Genomic DNA, 22109 nt, shown 5'->3' with positions numbered 1-22109 from the left:
CCAAACCTGAATAACCTGCACCTACCGAGCAGGCCTCATGATCAACACCCCCAATGGCGGCAAGTTCAGCGCCAGCGACAGGGGTTGCCCGTGGCTAGGCGTTTCTACACTCTCCACCGCCCCCATGTTGCCTATGTTCGAACCCGCATAGGTCTCGGCATCACTGTTCAACAGCTCCTGCCAACGCTCGCCGAACGGCACGCCAACGCGGTAACCCTCACGCGGCACTGGCGTGAAGTTGGCTACCACCAACACGGGCTCCCCGTCACTGCTCCAGCGTAACCAGGCAAACACGCTGTTCTGCGCGTCATCACCGATCAACCACTGGAAGCCCTGCGGCTGGCAATCCTGCTCGTGCAGCGCCGGCACCTCGCGGTACAGGCGGTTAAGGTCGCTGACAAGGCGCTGCACCCCCTGGTGCTCCGGGTACTGCAGCAGGTACCAGTCCAGCTCGGCATCGTGGTTCCACTCCCGCCACTGGCCAAACTCACAGCCCATGAACAGCAGCTTCTTGCCCGGGTGTACCCACATGTAGGTCAGGTAGGCGCGCAGGTTGGCGAACTTCTGCCAACGGTCACCCGGCATCTTGTCGATCAGCGACCGCTTGCCGTGCACCACTTCGTCATGGGAGATCGGCAGCACAAAATGCTCGGAATAGGCATACACCAACCCGAAGCTCATTTCGTTGTGGTGGTGGGCGCGGTGGACCGGGTCGTTCTGGATGTAATGCAACGTGTCATGCATCCAGCCCATGTTCCACTTGTAACCGAAGCCCAAGCCGCCTTGTTCGATCGGCTGGCTAACCCCAGGCCAGGCAGTGGATTCTTCGGCGATGATCAACGCGCCGGGCGCTTCATGGGCCGCCACACCATTGAGGTGGCGGATGAAGTCGATGGCCTCCAGGTTCTCACGCCCGCCATGACGGTTGGGCACCCACTCCCCCGCCTTGCGCGAATAGTCGCGGTACAGCATCGACGCCACGGCATCCACCCGCAGGCCGTCGATATGGAAGTGCTTCAGCCAATGCAAGGCCGACGCCATCATGAAGCCGCGCACTTCGTTGCGCCCCAGGTTGTAGATGAGGGTGTTCCAGTCCTGGTGGTAGCCTTCCAGCGGGTTGTCGTACTCGTACAGCGCCGTGCCATCGAAGCGGGCCAAGCCATGTTCGTCGGTGGGGAAATGCGCAGGCACCCAATCCAGAATCACGCCGATGCTGGCCTGGTGGCAGGCATCGATGAACGCGGCAAAATCTTCAGCCGTGCCATACCGGGAGGTGGGCGCGAACATGGACAGCGGCTGATAGCCCCAGGACCCGCCAAACGGGTGTTCCATGATCGGCAGCAGCTCGATGTGGGTAAAACCCAACTGCTGCACATAGGGCACCAGGCGGTCGGCCAGCTCGCGCCAGTTGTAGTAGCGGCCTACCTCACCCGCCTCGTTCATCTCGCAGCGCCATGAACCGGGGTGCAGTTCATAGATGGACAGCGGCGCGCTGTAGGCATGGCGCTGGGCGCGCTCGTCCATCCACTGCTGGTCGCCCCACGCATGGCCCAACGGCCCTGCCACCTTGGACGCCGTGCTCGGTGGCAATTGCGTGGCGCGCGCCAGCGGGTCGGCCTTGAGCGGCAGGATGCCGCCCTTGCCCAACACTTCGAACTTGTACGTTTCGCCCACACCCAGGCGCGGGATGAACAACTCCCACACGCCGGCCTCGTGACGCAGCCGCATCAGGTGGCGGCGCCCGTCCCAGTTATTGAAGTCGCCCACCACGGACACACGCCGGGCATTGGGCGCCCACACCGAGAAGTTGACGCCGTCTACCCCGTCCACCTGGGTGGGCTGGGCACCGAAGCGCCCGGCGAGGTCGCGGTGGTTGCCCTCGGCGAACAGGTGCAAATCCATCTCGCCCAGTTGCGGGCCAAAGCTGTAGGGGTCTTCAGTGACCTGCTCGCCGCCGGCCCAGCCGATCTGCAACTGGTAGGGCTGTGCCTTTTCGAGGTGCGCGGTGAACAGGCCAGGCAGCGAACCTTGCACCATTTCGGCCAGCACCTGGCCGCCCTCGCGCGCCACCACACGGGCGCTGAGCGCGTCGGGCAGGTAGGCCCGCACGGTCAGCCCGCCTTGTGCATCGCCGTGAGGCCCAAGTACCGCAAAAGGGTCGGCGTGCTCGGCGCGAGCAAGGGCATCCAGGTCCCGTTGCCGAAGGCCACCGTTATCACGCGTTGAAACGTTCATTCTGACTCTCCCCAGGTACTGATCAGTCCATGCAGACCATGCAAAGGCACGGCCAGCCAGCTTGGACGGTTCTCGGCTTCATAAGTTATTTCGTAGGCAGCTTTTTCCAGGCAGAACAGCTCCAGCGCGGCACGCTCGCCGTCAGCCTGTTCCCAGGCATGGGGCATGGCTGCGGTCGCCAGCCCATAGGCTTCGATAAACGCATGCCGCGACTGATGCAGGTAGTGCCGTGCTACGCGCTGCCGGGCCTGCCGCGCCGCGTCGGAAAGGTCCACGCCAGAGGCGCTGCGCAAGATCATCGCAGCAGCATAGTCGAAGGATCGCAACACGCCGCTCACGTCCTTGTACGGGCTGTGCTTGGCACGGCGTTCTTCCAGTGGCCGGGACGGTTCACCCTCGAAGTCGATCAGGTAGGCGTCACCTTGCACCACCAGTACCTGGCCCAGGTGCAGGTCCCCGTGCACGCGCATCAGCAGGCCGCCCTGGGCCTTTTGCGTGAGCGCCTGAATATGCTGGGCCAGCCCGTCACGCTGCTGTTGCAGGTCGTCCACCAAGGCTTGGCTGTCGCTGTCCAGCTTGTCGCGGTGCTGGGCCAGCAGGTCCAGCGCGTGGGTCAGCTCGGCGCTTATCTGCGTGCTCCAGCGTGCGCTGTCCTGCCCGTCGCTGGGGCGTGGGGAGAAGGCTTCATCCGACGTTTGGGCGGCCAGCAGCAGGTGCATTTCGCCCAGGCGTTGGCCAAGCAGCGCAGCGAAGCCACTGAGTTCGGTCAGCGCGTCGGTGTGCGAGTCGGCCTCGTTACTGGTGGGCTGCATCTGGTCGCGAATGGCGCGCTCCAGCGTGTTCTGGGTCCAGGCCCAGGCATCGCCTTGGTTGCTGAGGTAGCCCTGGGCAATCATCAGCAAATGCGGCGCGCCCTGCTCGTCCACCCGGCTTACCCATGCCAGCAACGGGGAGATGTTGGCGAAGCCTGCAGCGGTGAGGTAGGCGCTCATTTCCAGCTCGGGGTGGATGCCGGCATTGACCCGCCGGATCAGTTTGAGCACCACTGAATCCCCCACCACCACCGAGCTGTTGGACTGCTCGGCACTGAGGTAGCGCACCGGGCTTTCATCGTTCAGGCCAAGGCCGGCCAGTTGCTGGGTGTGCTCGAAGCGCAGCTCCCCCTGGCCGCTGCCGCAGGGTAGGCGCACGCCGTCTGCGCAGGCTTTGAGCACTGCGCGGATGAACGGCTCCAACACGAACGCGTCGGTGATCAGCCCCACCTGATGGGCACGGCGTACCCGTGACAGCGCCAGTTGCTGGGGCAGTGCGCTGTTGATCTGGTCTTCGGGCAGCAGGCCGAACGGCAACTGGTAGCGGTGGGTGACGCCATCGCTGTCTACCTCGATTTCACTCAGCAGCACCGGCACGCTGGCGTTCGCCAGGCGTATGCCGTAGCTCAGGCAAATAGCATCGATGGGCCCTTCCTTGCCGGCGAACCAACGCCGCTTAGGCAGGTACTGGGGCAGGATCGACGTTTGCAGGGTGTCGCGGGAGGGGGCCTCGAGCAGCTCCTCCATGCGTTGGCGCAGCACTAAAGTAGTCAATTCGGGTAACCCCTCGGTGGGCTGTATGTGCCAGCTGGGCATGCGGTCGTGGGAGGCCAGCAGGAACCAATAAAAGCCATAAGGCGGCAGGGTGAGCAGAAACGGCAACTGGCCGATGGGCGGGAACGCGCTACCGCCCAGCATCTCCACCGGCACCATGCCCGCGTACTGGGCCAGCTCAAGCTCGGCCGCCTGGGCGGCGCGGGATACGTTGGCCACACACAGCACCACTTCGGCAGTGCCATCGGCGTCGGTGTATTCACGGATGTACGCGAGAATGCGCCGGTTGCTGGGCGTGAGGGTGCGGATGCTGCCGCGGCCAAACGCCCTCTGTTGCTTGCGCACGGCCAGCATGCGGCGCGTCCAGTTCAACAGCGAATGCGGGTCGTGGCTCTGGGCTTCCACGTTCACCGTCTGGTAACCGTACAGAGGGTCCATGATCGGTGGCAGCACCAGGCGCTGGGGGTCGGCGCGGGAGAAGCCGCCGTTGCGGTCGGGCGACCACTGCATGGGCGTACGCACGCCGTCACGGTCACCCAGGTAGATGTTGTCGCCCATGCCCAGCTCGTCGCCGTAATACAGCGTGGGTGTACCCGGCATCGACAACAGCAGGCTGGTGAGCAGCTCGATACGCCGGCGGTCGCGCTGCAGCAACGGCGCCAGGCGGCGCCGGATACCCAGGTTTATACGCGCTCGCCGGTCTTCAGCGTAGTAATTCCACAGGTAGTCCCGCTCGCGGTCGGTGACCATCTCCAGCGTCAGCTCATCGTGATTGCGCAGGAAGATTGCCCATTGGCAGTTGGCGGGGATTTCCGGCGTCTGGCGCAAAATATCGGTGATCGGAAAACGGTCTTCCATGGCCAGCGCCATGTACATGCGTGGCATCAGCGGAAAGTGGAACGCCATGTGGCATTCGTCGCCTTCACCCTCGCCAAAGTAGGGCCGCGTGTCCTCCGGCCATTGGTTGGCCTCGGCCAGCAGCATGCGGTCGGGGTAATTGGCATCGATCTCGGCACGGATCGCCTTCAGAACAGCATGGGTTTCCGGCAGGTTTTCGTTGTTGGTGCCGTCGCGCTCAATCAGGTACGGGATGGCGTCCAGGCGCAGGCCGTCTACGCCCATGTCCAGCCAGAAGCGCATTACCCCGATGACCGCCTTCATCACCTGCGGGTTGTCGAAATTCAGGTCGGGCTGGTGCGAGTAGAAGCGGTGCCAGAAGTACTGGCCGGCCACAGGGTCCCAGGTCCAGTTGGATTTTTCGGTATCGAGAAAGATGATGCGGGTGCCGTCGTACTTGTGCTCGTCATCCGACCACACGTAGAAGTCCCGCGCCTTGCTGCCGCGCTTGGCATGCCGGGCCCGCTGAAACCACGGGTGCTGGTCGCTGGTGTGGTTGATCACCAGTTCGGTGATCACCCGCAAGCCGCGCTTGTGGGCCTCGGCGATGAACCGCCGGGCGTCAGCCAAGGTGCCGTAATCCGGGTGCACCGCCTTGTACTCGGCGATATCGTAGCCATCGTCCCGCCGCGGCGAGGGGTAGAACGGCAACAGCCAGAGGGTGTTGACCCCTAGGTCGGCTATGTAGTCGAGCTTGCCGATCAAGCCGGCGAAATCACCGATGCCATCATTGTTGGCGTCGAAGAACGACTTGATGTGCAACTGGTAGATGACCGCGTCCTTGTACCACAGCGGATCATCGATGAACGCTTGCGGGCGTGCACGCTTGGCCATGTGCGGCTCCTGTCCCTGATCAGGCTTTGCTGATGCGCCAGATACCGAACGGCTGATGCGAAGGGTCGATGCGCATCCACTGGGTTTTGCCGTACCACGACCAGCGGTGGCCATTCATCAGGTCTTCGCCGTGGGTTTCTGCATCGTCGCCCAGGCCCAGCTCCCAAAGTGGCAGCTCGAAATGCGCCTCCTGGACGTTGTGCGGGTCCAGGCTGATGGCGACCAGAATATAGTTGTCGCGCTGGGGTGTGCGCTTGGCGAAGTACAGGATGTTGTCGTTCCAGCAATTGAAGAACGCCACACCCAGGTGGGTTTGCAACGCCGGGTTCTGCCGGCGAATGCGGTTCAGCCGGGCGATTTCCGGGATGATATTGCCAGGCTGGCTGAAGTCCCGCGGGCGAATCTGGTACTTCTCGGAATCCAGGTATTCCTCCTTGCCTGGCAAGCCGGCAGCTTCGCACAGCTCAAAACCCGAATACATGCCCCACAGCCCCGAGCCCATGGTCGCCAACGCTGCGCGGATAAGGAACCCCGCCCTGCCGTTCTGCTGCAGGAAAAACGGGTTGATGTCCGGCGTATTGACGAAGAAGTTGGGCCGGTAGCACTGGCTCCATGGCGGCTGGTTGAGCTCTTCGAAGTATTCGCGCAGTTCTTCCTTGGTGTTGCGCCAGGTGAAATAGGTGTAGCTCTGGGCATACCCCACCTTGCCCAGCCGCGCCATCATGGCCGGCTTGGTGAACGCTTCGGCCAGGAACAGCACGTCCGGGTATTGTCGCCGCACATCGGCGATCAGCCACTGCCAGAACGGCAGGGGCTTGGTGTGGGGGTTATCGACGCGGAAGGTTTTCACGCCCTCTTCCACCCAGCCGATGATTACATCGCGCAACGCCGTCCAAAGGCCAGGCACGGCGTCGGGCGCGTAGAAGTCGACGTTGACGATATCCTGGTATTTCTTCGGAGGGTTTTCCGCATAGCGGATGGTGCCGTCGGGGCGCCAGCTGAACCAGCCGGGATGTTGGGTGAGCCACGGGTGGTCCTGGGAGCACTGGATGGCAAAGTCCAGGGCGATTTCCAGGCCGTGCTGGGCAGCCGCCGAAACCAGCCTGCGGAAGTCTTCACGGGTACCCAGTTGCGGGTGGATAGCCTCGTGGCCACCGTCCGGGCTGCCAATGGCATACGGGCTGCCAGGGTCGCCGGGCAGCGCTTGCAGCGAGTTGTTACGACCTTTGCGGTGCTGTTTGCCGATGGGGTGAATGGGCGGGAAATACAGCACATCGAAGCCCATGTCGCGGATCATCGGCAACCGCTGATGCACATCGTCGAACGTGCCGTGGCGCTCCGGGTCGTCGGTGATCGACCGCGGGAACAGCTCATACCAGCTGGCGAACTGCGCTGCCGGGCGGTCCACGTCCAGCGGGTATTCACAGCTGCGGGTGAGGTAGCTGCGGTGCTCGGCAGCGGCCATCAGCTGGGTGGCCTCGTCACCCAGCAGCAGTGCCACCTGTTCGTCCTCCGGCAACCCTGGCAACCGGCCCTGCAACGCTTGCAACTGCTCGCGCAGCGCACCCGTGCTCAGCTCGATGCCTTTGCCCAGCAGTAACCTGCCCTCTTCAAGCTCCAGCTTGATGCCGACAGCTGCATTGAATTTTTTCTCGAGGTCGTAGCAAAAGGTGGCGTACGGGTCTATCCAGGCCTCGATGGTGAACACATGCGGGCCGATTTCAGTGGGGGTGAATTCTGCCAGCCACAGGTCGTTGCCAGGGGATGTCATGGGCACGCTGTGGATGCGTCGGCTGCCTGCCTGGCGCCAGTTCAGCACCACCGCCATGCGGTCGTGGCCGTCAGTGAACACCTTGCTGCTGACCGCAACGGGCTGGTTGCTGATGGCCTTGGCGGCAAATGCGCCGCCATCAAGCACCGGCTGGGTCGCCTCGATGGCGATACGCGGGGCCATCAACGCCTGGGACAAGCTGATGCCCTGGTCGTGTGGTTGATCGGCCGTGGACACGCTTTCGAAGGGCTCATTCAAAGACATCAGGCCTTGCTCCCCTGGGCTGTTGGCGGTAAGGGTTCAGAGCCGGGGCAGGCGTCGGGGTTCAAAAAAAGTGAGCCGATGCCAGGTGCCAGTGGTCGTAATAGGCAGCACGTGTTCGTTCACCCATGCGAGGTAGGCCATGAGCATTCCAACGCCACCGGAAACTCCGGACCCGAATATAGACGACCCGACGCTTCCACCGCCCGTACCTGAAGAAGACCCTGACGACCTACCGATCAAACCGACCGAGCCACCAACCGTAGGCGACCCGCCCGACCCGGAACCGCCAATGAAGGTTTAAGGCTAGCCCAGAATTGTTACATGCTGCGGGCCCCACAAGCGCGATTGCCGCGCCGGGGCCCAGCAGCCACTCCTACGCTTTGGGGCCGCCCCCTATCTCGGCCACGCTGATCTCTCGCATCTTGAACTTCTGCACCTTACCCGTCACCGTCATTGGGTATTCCTCCACAAAGCGGATATGGCGCGGCACCTTGTAGTGCGCAATGTGCGCCTTGCACCAGCTTTGCAGCTCTTGCGCCGTCGCGCTGTGCCCCGGGTGCAGCTTGATCCACGCCACAATTTCTTCGCCGTAACGGCTGCAGGGGATGCCGATGACCTGCGCGTCGGCCACGGCCGGGTGGGTGTAGAAGAACTCTTCCAGTTCACGCGGGTAGATGTTTTCGCCCCCGCGAATGATCATGTCCTTATTGCGCCCAACGATGCGCACATACCCCGCCTCGTCCATCACCGCCAGGTCGCCCGAATGCATCCAGCCGGCCGCGTCGATGGCATCTGCCGTGGCCTGGGGGTTTTCCCAATAGCCCAGCATCACGCTGTAGCCGCGGGTGCACAGCTCGCCGATTTCGCCACGGGGCACCACACAGCCTTCTGCGTCTATCAGCTTGTTTTCCAGCTGCGGCTGGGTGCGGCCAACGGTTGTCACGCGCAGTTCCAGTTCATCGTCCGGGCTGGTCTGCAGGGACACCGGGCTGGTTTCGGTCATGCCGTAGGCAATCTGCACCTCCCCCATGTGCATCTGGTCGATCACCCGGCGCATCACCTCGATCGGGCAGGTGGCGCCGGCCATGATGCCGCTGCGCAGGCTGGACAGGTCCATGCCTGGGCGGGCCGGGTGGTCGAGCATGGCGATGAACATGGTGGGTACGCCGTACAGGATGGTGCCCTGCTCTTCGGCCACGGCGCGCAGGGTAAGCTCGGCATCGAAGGCATCGCCGGGGTAGACCATGGTGCTGCCATGGGTGATGCAACCCAGGTTGCCCATGACCATGCCGAAACAGTGGTACAGCGGCACCGGGATCACCATGCGGTCCTGTTCGGTCAGGCCCAGGCTTTCGCCGACCATGAAACCGTTGTTCAGGATGTTGTAATGGCTGAGCGTGGCGCCCTTGGGTGCCCCGGTGGTGCCAGAGGTGTACTGGATATTCACCGGCTGGTCGAATTGCAGGCTTTGCTGGCGCGTCGTATACGCCTGGGCGGTGACCTGCTGCGACCAATCGGCCAAGGCATGCCAAGGCAGGAAGCCTGCTGGCGGGTTGCTGGCCAGGCTTACCACCCCACGCAGCTCCGGCAAACGCTCGCAGGCCAGCTGGCCCATAGGGGCATTGGCCAACTCCGGCGCCAGTGCCTGCACCATGGCGTGGTAGTCCGAGGTTTTGAACGCATCGGCACACACCAACCAGCGGCAGCCGGATTGGCGCAGCACGTATTCAAGTTCCGCCACCCGGTAAGCCGGGTTGACGTTGACCAGAATGGCCCCGACCTTGGCAGTGGCCACTTGCAGGATGTACCACTGCGCACAGTTGGGTGACCAGATGCCGACGCGGTCGCCGGTAGCCACGCCCAGCGCCATCAGGGCCCGTGCGTGTATGTCGACTTGCTCGGCCAGTTGCTGCCAGGTGTAACGCAGCCCCTGGTGACGCGAGACCAGCGCCTCCCGGCTAGCGCAGCGGGCGACCGTGGCATCGAAGGCCTGGCCGATGGTGTGGGTCAGCAGCGGGCGATCCTGGCGACCACGGGTGTAGCTGGGTTGGTTCATGGGTGTCCCTTCTTGTGGTTGTTCTGGGCACGGCGGATGAAGACGCCGATACTGTGGCGCAGATTTACGTTAACGTAAAGGTCACTCACGCATTGACAGCCAACATTACCAGGTTTACGTTAACGTAAAGGTGAAACAGCCACCTGGGCTGCAACAGTCAAACCCTCATTCAAGAACAAGAAGGTGCCCCAGCATGCATTACCCCACCCTGAACTTCGCCCTGGGCGAAACCATCGACATGCTCCGCGACCAGGTCAGCACCTTTGTCGCCGCAGAGCTGGCACCGCGCGCCGCCCAGATCGACCACGACAACCTGTTCCCGGCTGACATGTGGCGCAAGTTCGGCGACATGGGCCTGCTGGGCATCACCGTGCCCGAAGCGTACGGCGGATCCGGCCTGGGTTACCTGGCCCATGTGGTTGCAATGGAAGAAATCAGCCGGGGCTCGGCATCGGTGGCGCTGTCTTACGGCGCCCACTCCAACCTGTGCGTGAACCAGATCAACCGCAACGGCAACCCCGAACAGAAGGCCAAGTACCTGCCCAAGCTGGTGAGCGGGGAGCACATCGGCGCCCTGGCCATGAGCGAGCCCAACGCCGGCTCTGACGTGGTCTCGATGAAACTGCGCGCAGACAAGCGCGGCGACCACTACGTGCTCAACGGCAGCAAGACCTGGATCACCAACGGCCCAGACGCCAACACCTATGTGATCTACGCCAAGACCGACCTGGACAAGGGCGCCCACGGCATTACCGCATTCATCGTGGAGCGGGACTGGAAAGGCTTTAGCCGCAGCAACAAGTTCGACAAGCTGGGCATGCGCGGCTCCAACACCTGCGAGCTGTTCTTCGATGACGTGCAGGTGCCGGAAGAAAACATTCTGGGGCAGCTTAACGGTGGCGTGCGGGTGCTGATGAGCGGCCTGGACTACGAGCGCGTGGTGCTGTCGGGCGGGCCCACCGGCATCATGCAAAGCTGCATGGACCTGGTGGTGCCCTACATTCACGACCGCAAGCAGTTCGGCCAGAGCATCGGCGAATTCCAGCTGATCCAGGGCAAGGTCGCCGACATGTACACCCAGCTCAACGCCAGCCGCGCTTACCTGTATGCCGTGGCCCAGGCCTGCGACCGTGGCGAAACCACGCGCAAGGACGCTGCCGGCGTCATCCTTTACACCGCCGAGCGCGCCACGCAAATGGCCCTGGAAGCTATCCAGATTCTGGGCGGCAACGGCTACATCAACGAGTTCCCGGCCGGGCGCCTGCTGCGTGACGCCAAGCTGTACGAGATTGGCGCCGGCACCAGCGAGATCCGCCGCATGCTGATTGGCCGCGAGCTGTTCAACGAAACCCGCTGAGCATAAGGGACGAGCGTACATGGCTACCTTGAACACCCAGATCAACCCGCGTTCAGCGGAGTTTGCCGGTAACACCGCGGCCATGCTCGAGCAGGTAACAGCCCTGCGCAGCCTGCTGGCCCAGGTTGCCCAAGGCGGCGGCACGAAAGCCCAGGAGCGGCACACGTCGCGGGGCAAGTTGCTGCCGCGTGACCGTATCGACCGCCTGCTGGACCCGGGTTCACCGTTTCTCGAGATCGGCCAGTTGGCGGCCCATGAGGTGTATGGCGAGGACGTGCCGGCAGCAGGCGTGATCGCCGGCATCGGCCGCGTCGAAGGCGTTGAATGCATGATCGTGGCCAACGACGCCACGGTGAAAGGCGGTTCGTATTACCCGCTGACGGTAAAAAAGCACCTGCGTGCGCAAACCATCGCCCTGCAAAACCGCCTGCCGTGCATCTACCTGGTGGACTCGGGCGGCGCCAACCTGCCCCGCCAGGACGAAGTGTTCCCCGACCGCGAGCACTTTGGCCGTATCTTCTTCAACCAGGCCAACATGAGCGCCCAGGGCATCCCACAGATCGCCGTGGTGATGGGCAGCTGCACGGCAGGCGGTGCCTATGTGCCGGCCATGGCCGATGAAGCGATCATGGTGCGCCAGCAGGCCACCATCTTTCTCGCCGGCCCACCGCTGGTAAAGGCCGCCACCGGTGAGGTGGTGAGTGCTGAAGACCTGGGCGGCGCCGACGTGCATTGCCGCACCAGCGGCGTGGCCGACCATTACGCCGACAACGACGAGCACGCCCTGGCCCTGGCACGCCGCAGCGTGGCCAACCTCAACTGGCACAAGCTGGGCAAACTGCAGCGCCTGGCACCCGTGGCCCCCTTGTACGCGGCCGATGAGCTGTACGGGGTGGTGCCTGCCGATGCCAAGCAGCCCTTCGATGTACGTGAAGTGATCGCCCGACTGGTGGATGGCTCGGTATTCGACGAGTTCAAGGCCTTGTTCGGTACCACCCTGGTCTGCGGCTTCGCCCACCTGCACGGCTACCCGGTGGCGATACTGGCCAACAACGGCATCCTGTTCGCCGAAGCTGCGCAAAAAGGCGCGCACTTCATCGAACTGGCCTGCCAGCGGGGCATTCCGCTGCTGTTCCTGCAGAACATCACCGGGTTCATGGTGGGCAAAAAGTACGAAGAAGGCGGCATCGCCAAGCACGGTGCCAAGCTGGTAACTGCCGTGGCCTGTGCCCAGGTGCCCAAGTTCACGGTAATCATCGGCGGCAGCTTTGGGGCGGGCAACTATGGCATGTGTGGCCGCGCCTACGACCCACGCTTTTTGTGGATGTGGCCTAACGCACGCATTGGCGTGATGGGCGCCGAACAGGCCGCTGGGGTACTGGCGCAGGTGAAGCGCGAGCAGAGCGAGCGCAGCGGCCAGGCCTTTACGGCGGACGACGAAGCCAGGCTCAAACAGCCCATCCTGGACCAGTACGAGCACCAGGGCCACCCCTACTACTCCAGCGCCCGCCTGTGGGACGACGGGGTAATCGACCCGGCGCAAACCCGCGAGGTACTCGGCCTGGCGCTGTCGGCGGCTTTGAACGCCCCCATCGAACCGACCCGTTTCGGCATTTTCCGGATGTGACCCCATGCGCGAATTCAGCACCGTGGAAGTGCTCCACGACCCCCGTGGCTTCGCCACCCTGTGGCTCAGCCGCGAAGACAAGAACAACGCCTTCAATGCCCTGATGATCCAGGAGTTGATCGCGGCCCTTGGGCAGCTGGCCGAAGATGCCCGCCTGCGTTTTTTGCTTGTGCGTGGCCGTGGCCGGCACTTCAGCGCCGGTGCCGACCTGGCCTGGATGCAGCAGTCGGCGCAACTGGACTTCGACACCAACCTGCAGGACGCCCACCAGCTGGGTGAACTGATGTATGCCTTGCAACGCCTCAAAGTGCCGACCCTGGCGGTGGTACAAGGTGCTGCGTTTGGCGGTGCCCTGGGCCTGATCAGCTGCTGCGACATGGCAATCGGCGCTGAGGACGCCCAGCTGTGCCTTTCCGAGGTGCGCATTGGCCTGGCGCCGGCCGTTATCAGCCCGTTCGTGGTCAAGGCCATGGGCGAGCGTGCCACCCGCCGCTATGCGCTCACCGCCGAGCGCTTCAGCGGCGTTAGGGCCCGGGAGCTGGGCCTGTTGGCCGAGGTGTACCCCGCCGACGTACTGGATGCACAGGCTGAGGCCTGGGCCGGCAACCTGCTGCTGAACAGCCCCCAGGCCCTGCGCGCTACCAAAGACCTGCTGCAGGAAGTGGACGCCGGCCAGCTTACCCCTGCCCTGCGCCAATACTGTGAGAACACCATCGCCCGCATTCGCGTGAGCGCCGAAGGCCAGGAAGGCTTGCATGCCTTTCTGGAAAAACGCCGCCCCGCCTGGCACACCCATGACTCCAAGGAGCCGCGCCCATGAGCCGCCAAGCCTTGACCACCCTGCTGGTCGCCAACCGTGGCGAAATCGCCTGCCGGGTGATGCGCACCGCCAAGGCCATGGGCCTGACCACGGTCGCGGTGCACAGCGCCACCGACCGCAATGCCCGCCACAGCCGCGAGGCCGATATCAGCGTTGACCTGGGCGGTAGCAAGGCCGCCGACAGTTACCTGCAAATCGACAAGCTGCTGGCTGCGGCAAAAGCCAGCGGCGCCCAGGCCATCCACCCGGGCTACGGCTTCTTGTCCGAAAACGCAGGCTTTGCCCGGGCCATCGAAGAAGCCGGGCTGATCTTCCTGGGCCCACCGGCCAGCGCCATCGATGCCATGGGCAGCAAGTCTGCCGCCAAGGCGCTGATGGAAACCGCAGGCGTGCCCCTGGTGCCGGGATACCACGGCGAAGCCCAGGACCTGGACACCTTCCGCACCGCAGCCGAGCGCATCGGCTACCCGGTGCTGCTCAAGGCCAGTGCCGGGGGCGGTGGCAAGGGCATGAAGGTTGTAGAGGACCAAAGCCAGCTGGCAGACGCCTTGGCATCGGCGCAGCGTGAAGCCCAGTCGTCGTTCGGCGATGCCCGCATGCTGGTGGAAAAGTACGTGCTGAAACCCCGCCACGTCGAGATTCAGGTGTTCGCCGACCAGCACGGCAACTGCCTATACCTCAACGAGCGTGATTGCTCCATTCAGCGACGCCACCAGAAGGTGGTTGAGGAGGCCCCCGCCCCAGGCTTGCCCGCCGAGCTGCGCCGCGCCATGGGCGAAGCGGCCGTGCGCGCGGCCCAGGCCATCGGCTATGTGGGTGCCGGCACCGTGGAGTTTCTGCTCGATGCCCGTGGCGAGTTCTTCTTCATGGAGATGAACACCCGCTTGCAAGTAGAGCACCCGGTCACCGAGGCCATCACCGGGCTGGACCTGGTGGCCTGGCAAATTCGGGTAGCGTGCGGTGAACCATTGCCCATCACCCAGAGCGAGGTGCCGCTGATGGGCCATGCCATCGAGGTGCGGCTGTACGCCGAAGACCCGGCCAACGACTTCCTGCCTGCCACCGGCACCTTGGCGCTTTACCGCGAGTCCGCCCCCGGTCCGGGCCGGCGCGTGGACAGCGGCGTGAGCGAGGGCGATGACGTATCGCCGTTCTACGACCCGATGCTGGGCAAGCTGATCGCCTGGGGCGAAGACCGCGAGCAGGCCCGCTTGCGCCTGCTGGCCATGCTCGGCGAGTTTGCCATTGGCGGGGTCAAGACCAACATCGCCTTCCTGCAGCGCATCCTGGCTCACCCCGCGTTCGCTGCGGCGGAGCTGGACACTGGCTTCATTGGGCGGCACCAAGAGGTTCTACTCCCTGAGGCCACCGCGTTGCCTGAGGCCCTGTGGGAGGCGGCCGCTGAAGCCTGGTTGCTGAGCGATGCCGCCCGGGTTCGGGAGGACCACAGCCATTCCCCTTGGGCCGAACGCAGCGGCCTGCGCCTGGGCCTGCCGCCTTGCAGCACCCTGCACTTGTGCAGCGGCGGCCAGCGCCAGGCCGTAACGGTGCAGCACAGCGCGCCGTCTGCATGGCAGTTGCAGGGGGACCAATTGGTGCATGACCAGGCGGGGGTGCGTCGCCAGCACCTGGCTATCCGCCGCGGCAACACGCTGTACCTGCGGTGGGCGGGCGAGGTGCATACCGTGTCGGCCTTCGACGCCATTGCCGAAGCCGAGGCCAGCCACGGCCACCAGGGTGGGCTGGGCGCGCCCATGAACGGCAATATCGTGCGCGTACTGGTCACCCCCGGCCAGCAGGTCACGGCAGGTACCGCGCTGGTGGTGCTGGAGGCCATGAAGATGGAACACAGCATTCGCGCGCCCCATGACGGCACGGTGAAGGCGTTGTTCTGTGAGGAAGGCGAGATGGTGAGTGAGGGGGCGGTGCTGGTGGATCTGGAGGGTAGTGGCACGTAGGGTGAGTGGAGCCCGGTTTCTCACAGAGCTGCACTTGACGTGATGAATGAGCGGGCGTCCTTGGCCCCCCTTGCACACAATCTGCAAATCGGCGTAGCACCTGTGGGAGCGGGCTTGCCCGCGAACACGGGCGCAGCCCGTGCCATCCCCTGCAAAGCCAGGGAGCGTAGCCAGCTTGTTGAATCAGCTCACTGCGCGCCCGTCAAAACGACCCGTGCACACGCACCACCACACCCAGGAATTCGCAGCCGTCCTCGCATAACAGCGTTGGATAATTGCTGTTAAGTGCCTTGAGGTAACGTTGACCACCCTCGTCGGCCAGCTCGCGGAAAATAGCGGGCTTGCCCGGCTGCCGCGCGATGACCAAACGGCCCGCCTCAATTTCCACACCGGGATCCACCAGCATCCGCATACCCTGAGGGACGCTGCGCCCGGTGCTGGCGCTCATGGCGTCATTCTCTACCGTCAGCCAGAACGCTTTGCCCTGTGCCATGTAGTCGGTCTGTTCAAACACGCGAGGCTCATCGTCAGGTGGTACTTCCAACTGGCTCCAAGTCAGCACGGGATAGCGGAAGCACACAATGTATTGCATCAGGTCCAGCTGATCATCGCTGTCTTTGACCTGGTAAACGCCCCGCTCCTCACCAACCTGCCCCTGAATGCGCAATTGCAGGCTTACGTTGTAATGAGGCATGCCGATCTCGACGAATGTGCGGTTCATCGATTCGATTTTCGGCTGACGTCGCTTGTTGACCCAATGCCCGACGCTACCTTGTGAGACACCCACTCGCTCAGCGAGCTGTTCCTGGGTGAGCCCTAGCTCCTCCATCCGATCACGGACGAGGGCAATCCATTTATCCATATTCATCGCTGGCACGATACGGACTGCCTTCTACCGCTCAATAAACATTCAGTATTATTTATGTTAAAGCACAAAAATACTCTAGGTATTAGTATCGAGCTGACCCCTTTCACTACTGGCCCTAGCAGGTATCAGGATGAAACCATCGAAAAACGACGAAACAGATCTCGACAGCGAAGCAGCCCGCCGCGCCCTCGATTACTACCTGAACCCCAACCCTCCACGCCCCACGCTGGAGAACAAAATCTGGACGCTGCATGAAGGCGTTACCAGCGAGCAGGCCCAGGAGCACGCCATCGCTCTGCTGCGATGCGCCGCCGCAACCGCCCAGGAAACGGCCACGCACCAGCATGGCAGCCAGCGGGAGCTCACGTTTGCGTTGATGCATATGATGGACATGGCGCGCGCACTGCTGGAGCACAGGCGCGGGCTGGAAACAGACGGGTAGCAGGAAGGGAAACGTGGTGGCCGCGTCACGGCAATGGCCCCGATTGCCGGGACAAGGAAGCGCTCCGGTGATTTTTTTTACCGGATGAACAAAAAATCATTTGACTGGCAAATGATAACGATTATTATTGCACTCAGCTGATCGCGAGATCCGCTGGATAATCTGGAGCTTAGGTCGCTCTCAGATTATCTCTTCATCAGGCTAATCACGGTTTTTGACCCGGCTTTTTGCCGGGTCTTTTTTTTGGCTCTTCAGGCTAATGAAGATCGTGATGGCGCGGATGATAGCAAAGGTGTGTCAGAGCGTGAACGCTCATTACAAAACTTTGCTGAATCAGCACTTGAGAATCAATCTCGTTTCACCTACGCTCATTCCCATCACGGAAGACATCACGCCCCTCCCCTTATCAGCAAGGAGCTGTCCATGACCCGCCTGCTGCTGCGCCTTGAGGCCCCAACCCCCAGCACCGCCGATGGCGACACTGCGCTATTGCACGCATTGAAGCGGCTGCCCCGGCGGGTACAACAGGTGTTTTTGCTCAGCCGCCTGGACCAGCTCGACTTCACCCGTATCGCCGCCCGCCTCGACCTGCCCGTGCGCAGCATTGAGCGCCACATGGCCCAAGCCCTGCACGCCGGCCTGCCGCGCCGTGACGTGTTGGCGAGCGTTGCCGGCCAATGGTACGTACGCTTGCAAAGCCCAGACGTATCCGCCTGCGAACGCATCGACTTCCGCCGCTGGCTCGATGCACACCCCGCCAACCTGCAAGCATTCCACGATACCGAAATGCGCTGGCGGAGCCTGCTGGCACCGGCACGGCAACTGGGGCATGACGGCTGGTACCGCCAAGGCAAAGCCGCATTGTCTTTAGGGGGTTGTTCAGTGGCCGTTGGGCTGGGTGTGGCAGCGCTGGTGGTGCTGGGCCTCTGGGCCTGATCCACACACCCGGTACGTGCCTTGCCGCCGTGGAGCGTCGTCTGTGACTACTCCACCTTCGTCCCCAAGGCCGTTGCGATGCAAGACATGCTGCAAGAGATCCTAGACCAGGTCCGCCCCCTGCTAAGCCAAGGTCAGGTTGCGCAATACATCCCCGCCCTCGCCCAGGTCGACCCCAACCAGTTGGGCATCGCCGTGCACAGCCTCGACGGCCAGCTGCACTGCGCTGGCGACGCACATACGCCGTTCTCCATCCAGAGCATTTCCAAGGTGTTCAGCCTGGTCCAGGCGATCAACCACAGCGGTGAAGACATCTGGTCCCGCCTGGGCTACGAGCCCTCCGGCCAGGCGTTCAACTCGCTGGTACAGCTGGAGGTGGAGAAAGGCCGCCCGCGCAACCCTTTCATCAATGCCGGCGCCCTGGTGATCTGCGACATCAACCAGTCACGCTTCGCCACACCCGCCCTGTCGATGCGCGACTTCGTCCGCCGCCTGGCAGGCAACCCCCGCATCGTCAGCGACGCCGTGGTCGCCGAATCCGAATACCAGCACCGCGCCCGCAACGCGGCCATGGCCTGGCTGATGACAGCCTTCGGCAACTTCCACAACGACGTGGACGCCGTACTGGGCAGCTACTTCCACCACTGCGCGCTGTCCATGAACTGCGCAGACGTCGCCCGCGGCTTCGCCTTCCTGGCCAACAGCGGCTACTGCCCACACAGCGGCGAACACATCCTCACCCCCCGCCAGGCCCAGCAGGTAAACGCGATCATGGCCACCAGCGGCCTGTACGACGAGGCCGGCAACTTTGCCTACCGCGTCGGCCTGCCCGGCAAGAGTGGCGTGGGCGGCGGTATTGTCGCGGTGGTGCCGGGGCGTTACAGCATCTGCGTGTGGTCGCCGGCGTTGAATGCCTCGGGGAACTCGCTGGCGGGGATTCGGGCGTTGGAATTGTTGAGTGAGCGGATTACGGCTTCGGTGTTCTCGGCGGTGTTGTGAGGGAGTTGTGGTTACCACGTGATTGGCGGCGGCCAGAAGTGCATCGCTGGGTGCGGTGGTCAACCGCTGTAGGCTGGCAGAGCTTGAGCACCTGAAGCAACAGCCATCCAAGCATACAGAAAGCAAGAAACATGAAACCAAGGTTCATCGGCGTCACCGTCTTCATGGCTGCCATTAGTGTGCTTGCGAGTCCACCGACCGCAAACATGAGAGTAGTGTTCAGTGCCGACGCCGCCCCGGCGTGACGGGGGTGCCGTGACAACGCCTGAGTGGTAGCGGCAGGCCGTACCAGTGTCGTACCCGCTGTACAAACGATCATCGGAACCATCAGCCCCACCAAGGTCACTCCTTCTGTCATCTGCCAAAGCAGGAGCAAACAACTGGCAAACCCCACCAGCAGCAACCCTAATCCAACCTGGAACAATGGGTTGACCATACGATTAAACCAGCCAGCGATCACGCCCCCCAATACGTACGACAGCCCATAGCACATGAACACTAAAGAAAATTCATGTGCGGAGAGCTCCAGTGTCCCCATGAGTAAAATGGGGGCTGCGATAACGAATGAAAAATGGCAAGCAAAGGCGACGGCTGATAACAGGGACAAAGACATGTAGGCCCTGTCTAACAACATCTTCCTGTACACATGAAGGATGGGGTCGCGACTACCTGCCACCGTATGTTCGGGCGGGATGAATATAATCAGTACAAATGCAACTAGATTAAGCATTATAAAAACAAAAAAACTGGACTGCCACCCAAACGACGTCTCCAACATAACGCCAGCCACTGGGGATAAGCAGATGAACACCCCACTTGCAGTCGTCAGCATGATACGTACCGCGTTTAATTGCCGCCCGTCATACAGGTCTTGCACAAGTGCCTGGCTCAGCACAAAACTACCACACCCCAGCCCCTGAACGAACCGAAAGAACATGAAATCCGTATAGCGGTTCGCAAGCATGCAACCGACAGCGCCTAGTGTGGCTAATGTCAGTCCAGCCATGAGTAGCCGCTTACGACCGATCCTGTCGGAGAGTGGCCCTATCAATAGTTGTGACAGCGCGACCACGAGAGCAAAACCACTCGCTGAGTACGCTATGTGACTCACATCAACGTCAAACCTGTCCGCGAGCGATGGAAAAGAGGGCAGAATTACATCTATTGGGAACACACCCATCAAGGTCATCAACAATAACAGAGCGAGCAAATGGATACGCATCACAGGTTGATACACGCCCTTCACGAAAGTAAGCCTGCGGACTTGAACAATTGGTGATAATGTGTATTACGCAACATATCCGTCCGGCTAATTGCTTGAATTGTTGAAGCAGACAGAGACCTCATTCTTTCCACCCAGCCCCGCTTGAGGTCGGGAAGCACGTGAGACGCCACAGTGGGGTGCGAGGCGAAAAGCGAATTCACGAAACGCGCATCGGGCCGACTGAATACCGCCAGCACCTTAATTAAAGTTTCAACCACGTGATCACGCTCACCCGCCCCGAGCTGGCGCCAAAGAATGGGAAAACACTCAATAAAATATATTGAGTGACGCCCTTCATCATGCAGGTGATCCATAAACATATTTGCCACAGGCCTGACGAGGTCATCACGTGTCAGCTCAAGCAACTCGCGAACAATGACAGTTTCTGAAACGAACGCTATACAGAATCGGGTTAGCTCTTTGTAGACCTCTGCACTGCTTGAGATAAGGCTATGCATATTTAAGATTCGAGAAGAACTCACCCTATCAAGGGCATAGTGAGTCGCCAATTGATCTGCCAAATGAAGTGAAAAGAGCGCGTGATAGCCTTCATCCACATACAGTTGGATTCCCATTCTACGGTCCTCCGCACTAAAATACTCACTAAGCCCACCGACTGACATACACTGAACAGCCTCATTCACCTGACCCATCTCAAGTTGAGCCGTGTAATCCATGAAATACAATAGATAGTGAATATGGAGAATTTTCCTATTCTCAACCGGCAAGGCACATACAGCTGGATGGCTCAATGCAGGACCAAGCAGAGATGGGAACCACATTTCGGGGTCATTGATGGAAAAATCGTCTGGCGTTAGCTCATAGCAGTACGCTTTCGAGCGCACTGCACTTGATGAGTCCCACGCCTTGAAAACTCTTGACCTGCGATTTAATACACCCATCATTTTTGATCCGCCTCCCGAGACGTCAATAACTCACGCATGCAGTCGGGTATGGCAGCACCCTCGCTGTATCCGCAGGCCACGAAAAATAGGACGTGCTCAAAAGGGTTATCTAGCGCGATTCTTTGTTCAACGAGCGAGTCACTCAGAGCGCCGGTTAACCAAGTCTGCATACCCGTCGCAGTGGCCGAAAGTTGGAAAGTCTGCGCAACATGCCCAACCTCAATCAGGGCCATCCTGTAGGCTCTCGAGTGCTTGTACTTCCACCATAGCTTGTCGAAACGCGACGTCAGAAATAATCCGACAGGCACATTATTAACAAAGTGCTGACCGGCGACTAAATCGCCGAGCGTTGAAACCAGCTTACCACGCCAGTGTAGGCTATGGTGCTGGGGATCATAGTAATAGAAGCCAGGGTCTAGACCCGTTACGCTTGAGACATATACATACCCTTCCGTCGCGTTGAGTCCACCTGCAGACGGGCTCAAACGACGCTGGGCAAACGGGTTACTCGTCATCGTGCAGTCTGTCCGAGAACGGGTGACTGAGAAGCCTAGTGTTTGCTGAAGGATACGACCAAGATCAACCAAAGAGACAGGCGTGTCTTTAAAATTTCTAACCGTTATACGCTGCCCCATTACACGGCTGACTTCGTCGCTATCATCCCATCGAGGCAACAAAAACCCGTCACCCTCTGCCGGGCCTGATGAAAATCTCTCTTGTTGCAGAGCTTCATCACAGTGAGCAAGATAGTGGAGTGCCCACTCTGTTTCATTCGATGGCTGATCGTCCGTTATAAGATCTTTTGTTCCAATATGGAAGATCCGTGAAAGGATATCCCAGTCCCACGGATGGGTTTGCGCACCCTCCTCTGCAATGATCCCGACACCTTTAAGATCAGTTATAGCATCAACGCTGCCATCATGATCAGCGCCACCATAAATGTGATTGATCACTTCAATCGCATGCGCGCTGGACAGTTGGTACTGCTTATGCTGCTTGAAATCCCAGCACACTAATGAATCTTGGAAATCTATAAAAAAGCAATTTTTATTTATCATTTAACCTCCCAATTGAAGCGCAGGCCGGCCCTGCGCTTCAATTTTCAACGCTCAGGGGTTACTTGCACGCCTGAACCACAAGCGCAAAATTTGCCAACTGGGTAGTTTCCATGTGGATGACTTTCATTTTTCTATCTCCATTAATATGCCGCGTCATTGCGGCACTTCAGAGAGTAGTGCAGATGGAAAGATGTACAAGCTGGAGTGCCGTCGGAAACTTCCCAGGTAGTTG

Annotated in this window: 15 protein-coding genes; 7 read left to right on the top strand and 8 right to left on the bottom strand. The window is 61.3% G+C overall.

Annotated features, from left to right (window positions below):
* Positions 1-21 precede the first annotated feature (21 nt).
* From glgB to PPA02S_RS04145, 4 genes are all read right to left on the bottom strand, one after another.
* Positions 22-2235 (bottom strand): 1,4-alpha-glucan branching protein GlgB, encoded by a 2214-nt coding sequence (gene glgB, locus PPA02S_RS04160; protein WP_028632311.1) that lies wholly within the window; start codon positions 2233-2235, stop codon positions 22-24.
* The gene (gene treS / locus PPA02S_RS04155) at positions 2232-5552 is read right to left on the bottom strand and encodes a maltose alpha-D-glucosyltransferase (RefSeq protein ID WP_028632310.1); all 3321 of its coding nucleotides are present in this window, start codon (positions 5550-5552) and stop codon (positions 2232-2234) included. Before treS ends, glgB begins: the two co-directional genes overlap by 4 nt.
* A 19-nt stretch (positions 5553-5571) precedes the next feature.
* On the bottom strand, positions 5572-7587 hold the full coding sequence (locus PPA02S_RS04150) for an alpha-1,4-glucan--maltose-1-phosphate maltosyltransferase (RefSeq protein ID WP_028632309.1): 2016 nt from the start codon (positions 7585-7587) through the stop codon (positions 5572-5574).
* A 373-nt stretch (positions 7588-7960) separates the two neighbouring features.
* The gene (locus PPA02S_RS04145; protein ID WP_028632308.1) at positions 7961-9643 is read right to left on the bottom strand and encodes an AMP-binding protein; all 1683 of its coding nucleotides are present in this window, start codon (positions 9641-9643) and stop codon (positions 7961-7963) included.
* A 193-nt stretch (positions 9644-9836) separates the two neighbouring features.
* On the opposite strand from PPA02S_RS04145, the gene PPA02S_RS04140 reads away from it, so the two are divergent.
* From PPA02S_RS04140 to PPA02S_RS04125, 4 genes are read left to right on the top strand one after another with little or no spacing between them, the layout of a single operon-like run.
* Positions 9837-11000: an isovaleryl-CoA dehydrogenase gene (locus PPA02S_RS04140; protein ID WP_028632307.1), complete on the top strand. Its 1164-nt coding sequence runs from the start codon at positions 9837-9839 to the stop codon at positions 10998-11000.
* Positions 11001-11019: 19 nt separating this feature from the next.
* Positions 11020-12627: a carboxyl transferase domain-containing protein gene (locus tag PPA02S_RS04135; RefSeq protein ID WP_028632306.1), complete on the top strand. Its 1608-nt coding sequence runs from the start codon at positions 11020-11022 to the stop codon at positions 12625-12627.
* Positions 12628-12631: 4 nt separating this feature from the next.
* The gene (locus tag PPA02S_RS04130; protein ID WP_028632305.1) at positions 12632-13447 is read left to right on the top strand and encodes a gamma-carboxygeranoyl-CoA hydratase; all 816 of its coding nucleotides are present in this window, start codon (positions 12632-12634) and stop codon (positions 13445-13447) included.
* On the top strand, positions 13444-15405 hold the full coding sequence (locus PPA02S_RS04125) for an acetyl/propionyl/methylcrotonyl-CoA carboxylase subunit alpha (protein WP_028632304.1): 1962 nt from the start codon (positions 13444-13446) through the stop codon (positions 15403-15405). The genes PPA02S_RS04130 and PPA02S_RS04125 overlap by 4 nt, the downstream gene beginning before the upstream one ends.
* Before the next feature lie 202 nt (positions 15406-15607).
* Here PPA02S_RS04125 and PPA02S_RS04120 read toward each other — a convergent pair whose 3' ends face one another.
* Positions 15608-16273: a S24 family peptidase gene (locus tag PPA02S_RS04120; protein WP_033727915.1), complete on the bottom strand. Its 666-nt coding sequence runs from the start codon at positions 16271-16273 to the stop codon at positions 15608-15610.
* Positions 16274-16403: 130 nt separating this feature from the next.
* Here PPA02S_RS04120 and PPA02S_RS04115 point away from each other — a divergent pair, with 130 nt between their 5' ends.
* From PPA02S_RS04115 to glsB, 3 genes are all read left to right on the top strand, one after another.
* Positions 16404-16715, top strand: coding sequence for a DUF6124 family protein (locus PPA02S_RS04115; protein WP_028632302.1), 312 nt, complete (start codon positions 16404-16406; stop codon positions 16713-16715).
* A 423-nt stretch (positions 16716-17138) separates the two neighbouring features.
* Positions 17139-17651, top strand: a complete 513-nt coding sequence (locus PPA02S_RS04110; RefSeq protein WP_028632301.1) for a DUF4880 domain-containing protein — start codon at positions 17139-17141, stop codon at positions 17649-17651.
* Positions 17652-17729: 78 nt separating this feature from the next.
* Positions 17730-18650 carry a glutaminase B gene (glsB, locus tag PPA02S_RS04105; protein WP_028632300.1) on the top strand — a complete coding sequence of 307 codons (921 nt, stop codon included), beginning with the start codon at positions 17730-17732 and terminating at the stop codon, positions 18648-18650.
* Here the strand turns inward: glsB and PPA02S_RS04100 are convergent.
* The 3 genes from PPA02S_RS04100 to PPA02S_RS04090 are packed head-to-tail and all read right to left on the bottom strand — an operon-like array spanning position 18619 to position 21877.
* Entirely contained in the window at positions 18619-19896 is a 1278-nt protein-coding gene (locus PPA02S_RS04100; protein WP_245614633.1) for a multidrug effflux MFS transporter, read from the bottom strand. The genes glsB and PPA02S_RS04100 overlap by 32 nt on opposite strands.
* Positions 19893-20819 carry a diiron oxygenase gene (locus PPA02S_RS22350; protein ID WP_080667815.1) on the bottom strand — a complete coding sequence of 309 codons (927 nt, stop codon included), beginning with the start codon at positions 20817-20819 and terminating at the stop codon, positions 19893-19895. Before PPA02S_RS22350 ends, PPA02S_RS04100 begins: the two co-directional genes overlap by 4 nt.
* Complete coding sequence (locus tag PPA02S_RS04090) at positions 20816-21877, bottom strand: SagB/ThcOx family dehydrogenase (RefSeq protein WP_042141265.1); 1062 nt, start codon at positions 21875-21877, stop codon at positions 20816-20818. The genes PPA02S_RS22350 and PPA02S_RS04090 overlap by 4 nt, the downstream gene beginning before the upstream one ends.
* Positions 21878-22109 lie beyond the last annotated feature (232 nt).

Source organism: Pseudomonas parafulva NBRC 16636 = DSM 17004 (assembly GCF_000730645.1).
In the GTDB taxonomy this organism is placed as follows: domain Bacteria; phylum Pseudomonadota; class Gammaproteobacteria; order Pseudomonadales; family Pseudomonadaceae; genus Aquipseudomonas; species Aquipseudomonas parafulva.
Note: the sequence above shows the minus strand (reverse complement) of the source record. Positions and strands in the feature narration are given on the sequence as shown.